This window comes from Pleomorphochaeta sp. DL1XJH-081 (assembly GCF_049310885.1).
GTDB lineage: Bacteria > Spirochaetota > Spirochaetia > Sphaerochaetales > Sphaerochaetaceae > CAYZJV01.
This window is the reverse complement of record NZ_JBMDYO010000002.1, coordinates 323,668-338,600: the sequence shown is the minus strand read 5'-3', so window position 1 is coordinate 338,600 and position 14,933 is coordinate 323,668. Positions and strand designations below refer to the sequence as shown.

At 34.6% G+C, this 14,933-nt stretch carries 14 protein-coding genes; 8 read left to right on the top strand and 6 right to left on the bottom strand.

Annotation, left to right across the window (positions count from 1 at the left end; genetic code table 11):
- Positions 1-9 precede the first annotated feature (9 nt).
- Positions 10-1,164 carry a hypothetical protein gene (locus tag ACODJP_RS05880; RefSeq protein WP_422479467.1) on the bottom strand — a complete coding sequence of 385 codons (1,155 nt, stop codon included), beginning with the start codon at positions 1,162-1,164 and terminating at the stop codon, positions 10-12.
- A 134-nt stretch (positions 1,165-1,298) separates the two neighbouring features.
- Between ACODJP_RS05880 and ACODJP_RS05875 the strand changes: the two genes are divergently transcribed.
- The 7 genes from ACODJP_RS05875 (at position 1,299) to ACODJP_RS05845 (ending at position 7,632) form a co-directional block, all read left to right on the top strand.
- Positions 1,299-2,234, top strand: a complete 936-nt coding sequence (locus ACODJP_RS05875; protein ID WP_422479465.1) for a glycosyltransferase family 2 protein — start codon at positions 1,299-1,301, stop codon at positions 2,232-2,234.
- Positions 2,231-3,634, top strand: a complete 1,404-nt coding sequence (locus ACODJP_RS05870) for a DUF3329 domain-containing protein (RefSeq protein WP_422479463.1) — start codon at positions 2,231-2,233, stop codon at positions 3,632-3,634. The genes ACODJP_RS05875 and ACODJP_RS05870 overlap by 4 nt, the downstream gene beginning before the upstream one ends.
- A 1-nt stretch (position 3,635) precedes the next feature.
- On the top strand, positions 3,636-4,046 hold the full coding sequence (locus ACODJP_RS05865) for a GtrA family protein (protein ID WP_422479762.1): 411 nt from the start codon (positions 3,636-3,638) through the stop codon (positions 4,044-4,046).
- Positions 4,047-4,093: 47 nt separating this feature from the next.
- A complete protein-coding gene (locus ACODJP_RS05860) occupies positions 4,094-5,932 on the top strand; it encodes a DUF6020 family protein (RefSeq protein WP_422479461.1) in 1,839 nt (612 codons plus the stop codon).
- 82 nt (positions 5,933-6,014) lie between these two features.
- Positions 6,015-6,941 carry a glycosyltransferase family 2 protein gene (locus ACODJP_RS05855; RefSeq protein WP_422479459.1) on the top strand — a complete coding sequence of 309 codons (927 nt, stop codon included), beginning with the start codon at positions 6,015-6,017 and terminating at the stop codon, positions 6,939-6,941.
- A 9-nt stretch (positions 6,942-6,950) separates the two neighbouring features.
- Entirely contained in the window at positions 6,951-7,304 is a 354-nt protein-coding gene (locus ACODJP_RS05850) for an EamA family transporter (RefSeq protein WP_422479457.1), read from the top strand.
- Positions 7,305-7,323: 19 nt separating this feature from the next.
- Positions 7,324-7,632 carry an EamA family transporter gene (locus tag ACODJP_RS05845; protein ID WP_422479760.1) on the top strand — a complete coding sequence of 103 codons (309 nt, stop codon included), beginning with the start codon at positions 7,324-7,326 and terminating at the stop codon, positions 7,630-7,632.
- 11 nt (positions 7,633-7,643) lie between these two features.
- Here ACODJP_RS05845 and ACODJP_RS05840 read toward each other — a convergent pair whose 3' ends face one another.
- The 5 genes from ACODJP_RS05840 to yidC form a co-directional block, all read right to left on the bottom strand.
- Positions 7,644-8,342 (bottom strand): hypothetical protein, encoded by a 699-nt coding sequence (locus ACODJP_RS05840; RefSeq protein ID WP_422479455.1) that lies wholly within the window; start codon positions 8,340-8,342, stop codon positions 7,644-7,646.
- A gap of 16 nt (positions 8,343-8,358) precedes the next feature.
- Positions 8,359-9,045 (bottom strand): WbqC family protein, encoded by a 687-nt coding sequence (locus tag ACODJP_RS05835; protein ID WP_422479453.1) that lies wholly within the window; start codon positions 9,043-9,045, stop codon positions 8,359-8,361.
- An 8-nt stretch (positions 9,046-9,053) separates the two neighbouring features.
- The gene (locus tag ACODJP_RS05830; RefSeq protein ID WP_422479451.1) at positions 9,054-10,289 is read right to left on the bottom strand and encodes a CDP-glycerol glycerophosphotransferase family protein; all 1,236 of its coding nucleotides are present in this window, start codon (positions 10,287-10,289) and stop codon (positions 9,054-9,056) included.
- Positions 10,290-10,319: 30 nt separating this feature from the next.
- Entirely contained in the window at positions 10,320-12,134 is a 1,815-nt protein-coding gene (locus ACODJP_RS05825; protein ID WP_422479449.1) for a sulfatase-like hydrolase/transferase, read from the bottom strand.
- A gap of 69 nt (positions 12,135-12,203) precedes the next feature.
- Positions 12,204-13,001 (bottom strand): membrane protein insertase YidC, encoded by a 798-nt coding sequence (gene yidC / locus ACODJP_RS05820; protein WP_422479758.1) that lies wholly within the window; start codon positions 12,999-13,001, stop codon positions 12,204-12,206.
- A gap of 265 nt (positions 13,002-13,266) precedes the next feature.
- Between yidC and ACODJP_RS05815 the strand changes: the two genes are divergently transcribed.
- Positions 13,267-14,778, top strand: coding sequence for a phytoene desaturase family protein (locus ACODJP_RS05815; RefSeq protein WP_422479447.1), 1,512 nt, complete (start codon positions 13,267-13,269; stop codon positions 14,776-14,778).
- Positions 14,779-14,933 lie beyond the last annotated feature (155 nt).

Genomic DNA, 14,933 nt, shown 5'->3' with positions numbered 1-14,933 from the left:
ATTTTGGGTTCATTGTTTTCTCTTTTTTTGATCACCTGCAATAAGAATAAGCGGTATTAAAGCAAAGTCACCATATAGGAATAATGTATAAAACTCAACCATCGAATAAAGCATGAGAAGTGAGAAAATTAAAGTCAAATTGAATGATTTTGATATCAACTTTTTACAAGTGATTATTAGGACGATAAAAATCGGTAATGCACCAATAATTCCTGATGTGACCAATAATTCAATAAAGGAATTGTGCATGTGAGTGTTTGCTTTATACAAACTTGGTTCAAATCCAAATATGAGTTTCTGTACAGTCAACTCTTCAAAGTAAGATCGATAAATTGCTACCCTTCCACTAGAACTTAAACCATCATGGATCAAGCGAGAGTCCTTAATTAGATAGAACAGAATGAGGATTAAAAGTATGATACCAATAGAGATGATGATTTTTTTGTTTTTGGGAATTTGGATTTCGTGAGTCGCCAATTTAGTAGTTCTATACCTATTTATAATAAGCGTGCAAATGGTGAAAACCAAATACAATAGAGCTATCAATAATCCTGCTCTACTTTGAGTTAATGATTGGGCAAAAACTAAAATCCCTAGGTTCGTGATATCGGAAAAATTAATTTTTTCTCCTCGACTATACTTTAAAATTGTGGGAATTACGGCAAAGGTGAAAATAAACATTGCCACGGCGTTTCTATTAAGCAAGAATAGACCTGAATCACCCGTATTGCTCGTCATGTCATCATTGAATATATACACCGCCATGATTGTTGTTGCTACTGTTATATAAAAAGGAATCATAAAAATAAAAGATTTGACTTTTGTATTGAGCATCAGTAAGCCGATGGAAAATCCTATAAGACCCCAGTAAAAAGCAAAATATAAAAACCAGGGTCTATTTCTGCTCTGGGCGACTAAAACTGTTACTATTAAGTAGAGTAGAAAAAATACCAATTGGAATTTGGAGATTTTGTTTTGCAGAATTATCACGGTAATTACGAAAATTAATACCGAGGTACTTGCCATAAGCTTATTATTGTAAGGGAACTCGAATAGTGCGTTTAGAAAGACATACACTAAAAGTCCTGAAATCATTAGAGCGACACAATTGGTAATTTTGTCTTGGTCTACTTTAAATTGGCTTATATGCAGATTTCTAAACATGAAGAATCCTTTTGAAAATAAATATAATGGAAGATGTTTTATTACTTCCAACAATTATAGACGTTTGATATTTAATACTCAACGTAGAAGTGTGCTATAATTCAGCGATTATTCATGCGAGGAGTTAAAGTGAAATGGATCTTCCAAAACTCTCAATAATTGTTCCTTGTTTTAACGAAGAGCAAACAATAGTTACATTTTATCAAGAAACAGAAAAAGCGCTTGCTTCGATACAAGAGAATTATATTATAGAATATGTTTTTATAGATGATGGGTCGATTGATAAAACGCTTTCAATCTTAAAGGACCTATCGCTGCAAGATGAAAGAATCCACTATATCCAATTTTCTCGAAATTTTGGGAAAGAATCGGCTATCTATGCTGGATTGGAGAACGCTACCGGTGATTATTTAGTCACAATGGATGTGGATCTTCAAGATCCACCATCACTTATTCCCGAGATGTTGGAGGCCGTAATTGGAGGAGACATTGACTGTGCAGGGTCTCGCCGTGTTACAAGAGCTGGAGAGCCTTTGATTCGATCCTTTTTTGCAAGAAAGTTTTATAAAATAATGCGAAACTTCTCTGAGGTCGATATTGTTGATGGCGCACGTGATTTCCGAGTAATGACTAAGCTTTATGCAGACGCTATCTTGTCAGTAAAAGAGAAGAATAGATTTTCAAAGGGAATTTTCCCTTGGGTTGGCTTTAAGACCAAATGGTTTGAATATGAAAATATTCAAAGAAGCGCTGGTGAAACAAAATGGTCTTTTGGAAAACTCTTTCTCTATTCAATGGATGGGATTATTGCATTTAGTTCCAAACCATTGATAATTGCTTCTATACTTGGTTTTTTTCTCGCATTTCTTTCGATTATTATGATTATTTTCGTTATCGTGAGAAAACTTATTTACGATGATCCAGTCGCCGGTTGGGCTTCATTGGTATGTATAATCTTATTTTGTAGTGGTCTGCAGTTATCTGCCATTGGAATACTAGGGGAATACCTTTCAAAGATCTATATTGAAGTTAAAGCTCGTCCATTATATATAATTAAGGAAAAGAGATGAAAAAGAGATTTCTTTCAGCTTCTCACAACCAGTATTATTTTGTTATTATCTTTTCTTTTCTAATAATATTTATCTTAAATTCTCTTACTCCATATGTAGCTGATGACTACTCCTACGCTTTTTCAGTTGCTACCGGAGAAAGGATTGAAAGTATATCCGATATTATCAAGTCGCAATATGAACATTGGCATTCCTGGGGGGGCAGGTCTATCGCTCACTTTCTAGCACAACTATTTATTTTATTGCCGAAGTTCTATTTCAATATCTTAAACTCTCTCATGTATTGTGCCTTTATTTATCTTTGTTATCGACATGCTTTAGGAAGAACACATTCTTATAGGCCAGTTCTATTAATTCTTTTACATGTTTATTTTTGGATTTTTTTACCTGTGTATGGACAAAATCTCTTGTGGCTGACCGGTAGCTGCAATTATCTTTGGACTACGGTTCTGATTTTGCTATTTGTATTGCCTTATAGGGATAATCTGGAAAAGAACATTACAGCTCATAAATCTTTTTTGTTTATGCCCCTGTTGTTTCTAAACGGAATCTTAGCTGGTTGGTCAAATGAGAATAGTGGAGCTTCGATACTAGTGCTTTTAATATTATATTTTTTTTATAAAAAATATTTTTTGAAAGTTAAGATTGAACTTTGGGAAATAGTGGGGTTGATTGGTTTCATGGTCGGATTTTTTCTATTGATTTCCGCTCCTGGTAATTTCAATAGATTAGATGAGTATAATGTTTCGTCCTTCAATATAACAACAATGATAAATAGAATTTATAATCTATTATCCTTCTATTTTAGGATTGGTATCATTTTTCCAATAATATTTACTCTTCCACTTCTGTTTAATAAAAATGATAAGGATATATTATTAGTAGCGTACCCTCTAGGTGCGCTTGTTGCTGTATTTTCGATGATAGTATCGCCTACATTCCCAGATAGAGCGACAATGATTGCCTACACATATTCTGGAATTAGTCTTATTCGAGTACTTGAAGCCTATAAAGGAAAGCATATTTTAGGATACTTCGGATTTGATACTATGAAAATTAAATTGATCGCGCTGTTTTATATCATAATGGTCTTTTCCATTACCAGCATCTTGCCATCGTTCAAGAATATTGTGGAAGTTGGATTGAAGGCTTCATACCGCGTCGAATATATAAAACGACAGAGAGAATCAAACAATGAAAATATAAAGGTGGGATTAGTTTCTCCACATAATAAGCATGTAGGTTTTTATGGGTTGAGTGATATTCGTAGTGATGCAGAGGTTTGGCCAAATCCATATATTGCTAAATATTATTCTGTTGAGAATATTGTTGGAATTGATGATGCTTCTTGGTGGCCAAGTAACATAGAAATGATCGAGAGTTTAATAAGTGATAAATAAAATGAATTTAAGGCTAATCAAATTGTCTAGGGAGATTATTCTCTATATTCTGTTTGGTTTTCTTACAACCGTGATTAATATAGCAATATTCTGGATACTATATGAAAAGTTGGAAATGCAGAATATAGCATCCAATGCAATTGCTTGGTTTTGTGCTGTATTATTCATGTTTTTTAGTTCAAAGTTCATCATCTTTAATTCCCGTGATATTTCTGGTAAGTATATTATTGGAGAATTACTAGTTTTTTTAACAGCAAGATTGTTTACCGGAGTTTTGGATATTGGGCTTATGTATCTTTCGGTCGATATATATGAACTTGAAGCTTTGTACTGCAAGGTGATTACAAATATTATTGTGATAATACTGAATTTTATTGCCAGTAAATTTTTTGTGTTTAAGGATAAGGTGTAAGAAAGATCTCAGTTGATACTGTAAATCTGAACTATATAGGATTCAAAATGAAGTCAATCATATTGAAAAGAATTGTGTATTTTGTTATTTCCAGTTTGGGGTTTTGGCTCTTCATTACAAATTTTGGTCTAGTGAATGTTCCTATTGCCGGATGGAATAATTACTCAAGAATATCTCAAATATTATATGATCTAGGGGTGTATGGATATCGTTCCGAGCTCATTCCAACCATTTTGTTTCTACTAGTATTTTTCTTTGTATATTTTTTATATAGGATATCAGAAAATATTATTCTTGAGGCACAATACTTAAGACATATTAACGTAATTATTTTATGTTTTTCACTTCTTATTATTGTTGGGAATATTGCAGCAAAAAGTTCCTATATTTTTGCTGGTCCATTCAGATCCCTCCTATTTTTAGCAAGTCTTCTTAAGTTTTTTGGTTTATTTTCCGTTTTTGGGAAAACTTTGATAGTTATCTATAACTTCCTATTGAATAACGATCCTAGATTTAAAATTGTAAATGACGACAGGAATTCGTATGAAATACAGTATCTGAAAATTTTGGCAATAATTATTGTTGGTTGGGTTCCATACATTATTCTTAATTTCCCAGGAGTAGTGACAACGGATGGCTTTTATCAACTAAGACAAGTCACTGGTCTTGCTCAGCTTACTGATCACCATCCCGTCCTTCATACAGCATTACTAGCGTTTACATATCGCCTGTCATCTTTGTTCGATTTGGGCAATACCGCAACAATATTTTTGTATGTTCTAATTCAGACTGTTATATTGAGCAATATATATGCTTTCACGATTTACTGGTTAAAAAATAAAGGTATCAATAAAGCTATATTGGTCACCACACTTTTTTATTTTTCGGTTTTGCCTATACATGCGTATAATGCAACAGTACTTTCAAAGGACTTTCTATCTGCTGGTTTTTTGCTATTAACCGTTCTTTGGCTTTATGATTATGTTGCGAGTGGAAGAGTAAGGATGAAAAAATTTTGGAAAATTTCTGGCTTCTTCATACTTATAATCACAGGCCTCCTGAGAAATAATGTTTACTATGCAATTATATTGACTGTTTTAATTTTGTCTGTACTAGTGATTATGAAAAAATTCACATTCCCAAAAATCGATGCAGTATTTTTTATCGCAGTTTTATGTGTGCTATTATCAAAAGGAATGTTACTTGAATCTTTAGATATTCCTAAGTCGCCTCAAACAGAATCTCTATCCATCCCTGTTCAACAAATAGCTCGGACAATTGATATCAACAATGATATCCCTGAGGAGTTGCACGCCGATATAACAAAATATTTCTCATTGGAAGAAGTAAAACTACTATACGATCCCTATATTTCTGATCCAGTTAAATTCAGAATTGCAGATAGAGGTGGAGATTTCCACTCGGTTTTAAAAATATGGAGTAAGTTAGGTGTTAAGAATCCATTGATATATTTAGATTCATTTATCTTTTCCAACTTCGGGTACTGGTATCCACAAATCAATTTTAGTAGTGTCTTATTCCCTTCTGATGAATTAATATATAATGATCATGATATTGCTATACCTTTCGGAGGATATGGTGCTTATGTGAGTGCGTTCATAGTACAATTTTTTCAATTTATTCCAGGGATAAATTTGTTAACCGGGATTGGCTTCATGTTTATATTACTAATAATTGCTTTCGATATGTTATTACTAAAATATGGTATTCGTAGTGTGTTAATCGTATATATTCCTCTACTATTATCTTTTTTTACATTAATAATTGCGGCTCCAATGACAGGCTCACATAGGTATGCACACTTTCTGTTTGTAACAATGCCTGTCTTCATACTTATTCCGTTTATATATAATGATAGAGGTTAATTATACTATAGCCATTGCAATTAGTATAAGTTGTTAAAATTCAGGTTGATAGTATAGAATAATTAAAAGGAGAATCTTCAAGTTGAGTAAAGTTGCCGTATTAATACCATGCTTCAATGAAGAACTGACTATTGGTAAAGTGATAAATGATTTCAGACGGACACTTCCTGAGGCAGATATATATGTTTATGATAATAATTCGACCGATGCAACTGTCTCAATAGCACGTTCAGCCGGAGCGATAGTACGGTATGAACATAACCAAGGCAAAGGAAATGTAATGCGACGCATGTTCAGGGAGATTGAGGCTGATTGTTACGTAATAGTTGATGGAGATGATACATATCCAGCTGATAATGCAAAACAGATGGTGGATTATATTCTAAATGAAAATTACGATATGATTATCGGTGATCGATTATCCTCCACTTATTTTAGTGAAAACAAACGGGCGTTTCACAACTTTGGCAATGTTTTGGTTAGAAAAATTATCAACTATCTTTTCAAATCAGATATTCATGATGTAATGACCGGTTACAGAGCTTTTAGCAAAACATTCATCAAAGGATTTCCTATTCTTGCTAGAGGGTTCGAGATTGAAACCGAAATGACTATACATGCCGTTGATAAAAATTTTGCGATCAAAGAGATTCCTATTGAATATAGGGATAGACCTCATGGTAGTGTCTCAAAATTGCGAACGTATACCGATGGTGCAAAAGTACTTGGAACAATTTTTAATCTGTTTATGGATTATCGCCCTTTGGTATTCTTCGGAGTAACATCTTTAATATTCTTAGTAATGGCAGTCATATTGTTTTTGCCAGTTTTTATTGAGTATCTGGAAACTGGAATCGTTGAAAGGTTCCCTACACTTATCGTATCAGTGACATTTGGTATTTGCTTTCTATTGTCTATTTCGGTTGGAATAATTTTGAAAGTTATAGGTAAAAAGCATAAACAATTATACATGATTCTTATGAATAATATTAAATCAAAGCATTTGTAGCGGTATAGTATGAAAAGTTTTATGCTTTCTTATAAGAAGAATCGTATTGGCATCGTTTTAATGGTAGTTTCAGCACATCTTGTTGCTTTTGGACAATTGTTTTGGAAATTATCGGAAGGTTCCATCAATGTATCTCTTATTATTGGTTTTCTGCTGTACGGTAGTGGAGCAGTTATGATGTTGTTTGCTTATCGAAAAGGTAGTTTATCTGTTCTTCATCCAGTTCTAGCGGTGGGATATATATTGTCAATGTTCTTAGGAAATATATTTTTTGATGAATCAATTGGGATTATAAAACTATGTGGGGTAATCTTTATAATCATAGGCGTCATTTTAATTGGTGGTGGAGACAGTGTTGAATAATTATTTTCTCATCATCTTGATGACTATCATTGGCTCCTTTGCTAGTTATTTCTTAAAAAAATCTTCCCAGTCGATTAGTCAGTCAATCATTGGGATATTTCTAAAACCATCCTTGGTAATTGGTATATTACTTTATTTGATTTCTTCTTTAATAAATATTTATGTATTAAAACTACTTCCTTACAGCATAGTACTTCCATTAACTTCTCTTACATATGTTTGGACTATGATAATTTCTTATTTCCAACTTAAAGAAATAATTACTAAAAGGAAAATTATCGGTGTACTTTCCATTGGTCTCGGAGTACTTTTTCTGGCTTTTGCATAATCGTAACCTATTTACGAAGAATACAACTTACATGTTTTAGAGAGGTATTCGCCAACCGCACGGCTTCCGATTTTTTCACATGCTAATTCATAAGTTTTTTCTGGATCTGCAATTTCTTCATGCCACCATAATGGGTGGGTTAATAGTGTTATTGGATTATTATTCGTAATAGCGTTTTTCAACCGATCCTCATAAAAGAATTTTCTTCTATTACTGTCAGAGACATAGACAACGTTTGAGAAATATTCATCTGCATACGCATTTACCCAGCCTTGAACATGGAGGTTAGCTAGTAGCCCCTTCGCAGGTTTATGAAATGAAAAGGTCTTCGATAAAGGGAGTACTTTTGAGAAAAAGTCAAAGTATCTGTTCAAACCATCTGCTAAATCTTCGAATGAGGAATATTGTGATGCGTCGATATGCAAACCTATTGTATGCTCCCACTCAGAAAGTTGTTTTATGATATCTTTGATTGGATCAGAACATAGATTATATACTGGGCAATCTGGCAAAAAGTACCAAGTAGAAGTTATTTGAAGTTCATTCTCAATTCTTGCCATGGGTAATACTCCATGATAATCAATGTCGACATCGTGTCGCAAAAATAAGACTTTTTTGTTCTCTTGGAAAATTCCTATTGCCTGTGGAACATATTTGTTTTCCATAAGCATTTTTAAAATTTCATGGTATTGATTATAAGAGAATTCCATTTGTTTCACTCCACTTCTAATGACATTTTTTCAAGATATGCTGACTGTGATCATAACCCAAATTGAAAATCATATCCAAAATGGATAGATTGGGAATGAAATCACCCCATAGCTGCTTATAGACGGGATGAATAAAATTTGTATAAGCAAGATTAACATTATGTGTTTGAAATATGATAGGATCTTGATAATGAAGACCACCTTTTCCTGATAAATATGTGTCACCCCCAAATGCTTTCACAATAGATACGAGACGTTCTGTGCCGGTCTCTTGAATATGTAAATCACTTGATCGCTTAATTGAAGTGGAAACCTCCATACGCGAGAGCAACCTGAAAATGATATTTGTATTCAACTCTACTAGCAATTCAGTTTCCTCGTTGATGAGTTCTTGAATATCGTCAAATACAATGGAAAAGTATTCTGCTTTTTTATAGTTTAACTCTAAGGCAATCAAATGCTTTTCTCGCCATCTGATGTGGTTGTTGATTTTAATTTCATCACAGTTCAGAAGATGGTTGTCTCTTACGGTAGGAATTTTTAAGTATTGCGTACCTTGAGGAGTTTTAATGGAATTCCTATCAATGTAGCTATTCTTTATGAATTGGACATCATCCAATAAAACAAAGACATCACTGTGAATAATCTTATAGAAATAACCTGACCAAGGAATATAGTTGGGCTGATGTATACTGATCTCCATTTCCTTCCTCATCTGGCTATTGCTTTAGAAATAGATTTTTGTTTCTCGACTAAATAATCAACGACCTTTATTCCAGCTTCTCCTTGATTATTCCAAGCTTTTGCTTTTGCGATATTTATATTTTCGAAGAGAGTTGTATTATCTATAGTCCTGTAAATCAGATCTTTGATGTGAGAAAAATCTTCTTCTTTTAACTCTACCCCAATCTTTTGAAGTACTTCAAACTTCCAAGGAGTTTCATCAATATCCCAAGAATCGTATGGACGTGAATCGAATTCAACATTCGAATATAGAACTGGCCGTCTAAACAAGAATGTGTAGTCGAATATTACGCCAGAGAAATCAGAAATCATTAATGAAGCTCTAGATAAAGATTTAAGGTTATTTCGTTCAAAATCCCATTCTAACTTAGGTTCTGTGCGATATCTGCTGATAAGAGAGTCGATAATCTTTTGATCATTTTGCAACGTCTGGGGGTGTGGCCGTACAATAATATGGAATCCAGTTTCAATTAATGGTGTCAATAACCTTTCACCATACTTATTTAATAATGAACTATTTCCCCATGATGGAGCTACTAAGATTACCGATGTTGAATCAACAGAATTCTCGTATTCACTCAAGCTGTTATTTAATGAATCAAGATAAGTACTTCCCACAACTATTAGTTCTTTTTCCTTCAAGTTTCGTTGGTGTTCCAGTTGTCTTAAATGTTTGATTTGGTATTCTCCTGAAAGTAATACCGAATCGAAATAATCAAGTCCGAATAGTCTATAACTAGTAGCGTCGTCAACTGCGTGGAGAATATGTGAATAATGCTTTGTCCCTTTTGAACGTTTGAGTTGGTATACATCTAGTCCAGGAGTGGTCATGATACAGACATCGGCTTCTAACAGATTCAATTTAGTAAATGCCTTATTTCCTTTCCCAATATACAGTCCTTGAATATATTCAAATCTCTCATTAAAAAATGGGTCATCTTCTGATGATGTGAGATAGGTTATTTCAATCCTTCTTTTTTCAAATTCATTAATGATCGGTTCGAATACAGTCCAATATCTTTTATCCTCGGAATAAATTACGAAAGGCACATGGTGAGAGTTCTTCAAATCTACCTTTCCTCCACTAATGAAAAACTTAATTTTAATCCAAAAGGCCTTCAGCATGAAAAAAATAATGGCGACTACCCCAATGAGAATGGAGAAAAGCATGCTACCCGTACCAGGATCAATATATAGAATCATGTAAACCCTCAGTCGTAATATTTAGAATATTCACAATTGTTTCCAATTATCGCTATTAAAGATATCTTCTTTAACCTCAAACCCCCAGAACAATTCCATGGTATTACCTGAAAGATTACTAGGATTCCAAGGACCTTCGAAGATTCGAGCTGGATTTTTATTTACAAGTTCTTCCATATTAAGATTCGTAAATGGATTTATGACTGGATATATAATTTCTTTAGTAGCAAGGAGGGGAGTATCTGCGTTTGTCATAAAATTATAATTATATCGAAGAGGCCCTGAGGTATTGAAATCTTTATAAACCAATAATGAATGAAAAAGATTGTACTTCTCGCTTGCCAGAGGATATCCTTCAAAGGCGGGAGAGATTATTTTTTCTCCATGGTCAGAGACTATAATGATCCGAGTATTATCATAGACACCTTGGGATTTAAGATCTTCAAGCCAATCGCCTATCTGTAGTATTGCTGCAGCATTAGCATGATAATGAGCAATAGCTAATGTATTTGACCCAAATACATCATCCAAAGGTGTTGAGATATCTATTGGTTGTAGTTTTGGTTCATAGAGGGGAGCTTCGAGCATTATTGGTGTATGAGTAGTCTCATTGGAGAGGAGTGTAAATGTATTCCCATGTTCTTCGATATTGAATAATTCTTCGAGATAATAAAGAGAGGAATATGAATTAATGAATGATTCCAGATTTGAAGGTTGTTGATCAATAAGAAAATAATATCCATTGTCATAGAATTTGGGACGAAATACGGGAGGCAGTGATTGAAAGATTGAAAATTGATTTAACTTCTTTCTTATTATTGTGGCGATATCGGTACCGTTCGTTTGTAGGTTGTTTATTTCATTATGGTCTTTCTTGTACAACCAAGTATATCGGCCAAGTAGGTTGAATACTTCAATTTTTGGATATTGCACGAATGGCGTGAAATCTGCTTCCCAACGATAATTTGAGAAAGGTGGATTTGAAAGTTTGGTTGAATATCCATGATCTAAAAATATCCGAGGAAGCACTAGTAAGGATTCATTATGCTTTTCAAGCAAAGATAAGTCTTTTCTGCTATTCAATGATTCCGGGATATATTCATATCCTCCCAACATAGCTGGGGCTCCTGTTATTGTATGGGAACCCATTGATACGGTATTTGGATAATATTGAAATCCATCATAAATCTTACTCAATTTTGGATGTTGCTTTATTATATAAGGAAAATAAGAGCTTAGAGCTCTGTCAAGGAAGAGTATCACAACATTTTTACCTTGTCGGGATATTGTGAAGGGAGGATTAATAGAAGTCTTTGTCAGTTCTTTATTTGTATTATTTGAGAATTTGGATAGATTTTTGGTATATATGGTATATCCGTTATTTATATGCCAGATGTTTCTAACGCCAAATATTAAAAAAGATGAACAAAGTATGATTAAAAAGCCTTTAACGAATTCAGTTCGCTTCTTATAAAAAAGGAATATCAATAGAGTAGAAACAATTATAAATATAAAGAATGGAAGGATTTTTTGTAGAATCGTAAGATTTATTAATCCTGTAATATTGTCAAATTCCAAATATGGTGAAAGAGAACCTGAATTTGTTTGAAAGAAGAACACATTGAAAGTCGCATATATTGCAATGATCGAAAAAATTATAACAAGGCTTTTTTTTACACTCTCTTTTGAAAGTTGATATATTATGATTGGCCAGAAAATTAGTATCCCAAGATAAGTCAATAAGGATGAAATGACAAAGCTTGTTGGATGTGTTGATCTTTCACTGATATATGAAAATTCTGGAGGAGAAGTTTGTATCAGATTTGAGGGAATAACGAGTCCCATCAATAGCCAGAGTGTCGATACAGATAAAATGAAAAGCAATACTTGCTGTTTTTTGGGGAGTTGGATATTTCACAAGATATTTACCCAAAATTTTTGCATGTAGGTGCTATATAGAGGGGAAAAAACAAGCAGCAGCCAAATTACGAAGATTACATATTTGATGGTAGTTGATAGAAAGGATGTAAACATCACTAGTGAGAATGCAATTGAAGTAAGCGTTACTTCAAAAAGTAGCATCAATAATATTTTTGGACTTTTTAGCTTAGGAATTAGGTTTTTAACTAGAGAGAAAGTATTATTGAAGATCCAATAGATTACCAGTGCAGAAGGTGAATTATATAGTAATATAAAAAAAACGGCCGCCATTCCAACAATTTGAACCTTTTCTTCTCTCTTTTGTCCATGTGTATAAATAATTCCTGCAATGAGGTTTATTACTGTCATTATTATCGGGAGAATATTGAGATGACTATTCCCGATTTGTAGAAATTGATCAGCAAGGCTGAGATCTTTTATGAATAGAAAAGATTCTCCTTGTAAATTCGGTAAATTTGAAATAAAACTATAAGCTGCAATAAAAAATGGAATTTGAAGAAACAGGGGTAATATGGTTCTTAAACTATAAATAGGGTGATAATGATTCTGTCGATATAGGGTGTTCAACATCATATACTGTTCGTCGCCCCTGAATACAGACTTGATTCTACCAATTTGTGGTTGTAGATGGTTTTTTACATCCCTTTCTTTTTGTTGTGTCTTCTCTGCCATATTGTAAAGAGGTAACGCTAGCAAGTTGATGAAAATACTCACAAATATTATGGATATGCCTGAGGTCTCGAAAATTTTATTGAAGAACACAAATATCATTTCAATGAGCAATTCTATTGGAAATATAATTATACTATATAAAATGGAACCCAAGATCGACTCCTAAATTCACATGGAAGTTGTGTTACCAGTACTTAACACACATATTTCAAGAGATGATACCATGTTTTCCTATGAGGCAAAATAAATAATAAAGAAAAGTTATCATTCTTTATGCTGTTGGGAATTCATTCTTCTCCGATATTGGTTTCATAATTTGTGTGATATACTCAATTCGCTCGAATGATATATAGAGGTAATTGCTGTGAAGAATTCCAATAACCACATAATAATTATCGGAGCCGGGATCGCTGGGTTATCGGCGGCTTCGTATTTGGTCCGGAATGGATACAAAGTAACGGTAGTGGAGCAGCATAGCCAACCGGGAGGACTGTGTACTTCCTGGAAGAGAAAAGGCTACATCGTTGATTATTGTGTGCATTGGTTGATGGGTACAAAAGAGGGGACCGATTTCCATCGTATATGGGAAGAGCTTGGAGCTTTTACCAATGCAGATGGATCGAAGGTTCCTATTGTCAATTTCGATGATTTCACTACCGTATGGCTTTCAAATGGAGAAAAGGTTTGTCTTTATAGCGATCTGGAAAAACTGAGACATGAATTGCTACGGATTGCTCCAGAAGATGTGAAAGAAATTGACCGGTTTTGTATCTCATTGAAAAAACTGGGAAGTGCCAACATGGCGGCCATCACTGAAGAACAGACTCTTTTAAAGAGTCTAGGGAGTATGGTTCGCAATGCTAGCGGGTTTGTCACATTGATGAAACAGCTCATACCGATGGAGACTTTCGCTGAGCGGTTCAAGAACCCCCAATTGAAAGAGTTGTTTCTTACCGAAATTCCCGCCGATTGGAGCGTGGTCTCCCTGACATTGGGTCTTGCCCAGCAACCATTCAGGAGTGCCGGTTATACCATTGGAGGATCATTGAATCTTGCGAAGAATATCGAGAGGTCGGCGATCGAACGGGGTGCAGAAATTCTCTATGGAACCGCTGTTGAAAAAATTTTAGTAGAGGATAATAAAGCCAAAGGTGTGGTATTGGCGAATGGACGTACCATAGAATCCAACTATGTAATCAGTGCGGCCGATGGGTGCCAGACGCTCTATAAGATGCTCGAAGGCAAATATCTTCCCGCATCGGTTAAGAAAGCCTATGATACCTATCCACTGTTTCCGTCGACCGTAATGGTTGCGCTTGGAGTGAATCGCGATTGTACCGATTTGCCTCATGGATTCTCTCCATATTTCTCTAATGCCATCGAATTTCCCGATGGTACCGCTCATAATCGTTTCGCTGTTAATGTCTATAGCTATGATCCTACTCTGTCTCCAAAGGGTAATACGCTGATTACAGTCCTCATAAATACATGGGAAGGGGAAACGTGGGAATCATTGTTCCAAAATGATAAGAAAAAGTATGAATTGGAGAAGACCAGGATAGCCCAAGAGGTAATCGACCGATTGGACATGCTAGTTGGTGACATCTCCGGGAATATCGAGATGGTCGATATTTCAACTCCACATTCAGTTATCCGCTACACCGGTAACTGGCAGGGAAGTTTTGAAGGATTTGCACCTACAAAGGCTACTCTCAGTAAGACACTCCCGAAGACACTGGAAGGATTGGATAATTTCGCCATGATAGGGCAGTGGACAACCCCGGGTGGAGGACTTCCCACAGCTGCTAAGGATGGGCGTGATATCGCTATCCGTCTCTGTAAAGAGGATGGCAAAAAGTTCAATCCAACTCTCTGAATAACACACAGGTGATGGGATACCCCATCACCTGTAAATATTCCGAACTATATTTTTTTATTTCCCAACGAAACGAGGGTAGCGGAACAATTACAATTGGTCCATTACTGAGTGAGAGCAGGAAACGTATGGGAAGATACCCCGTCCCTTGGGGC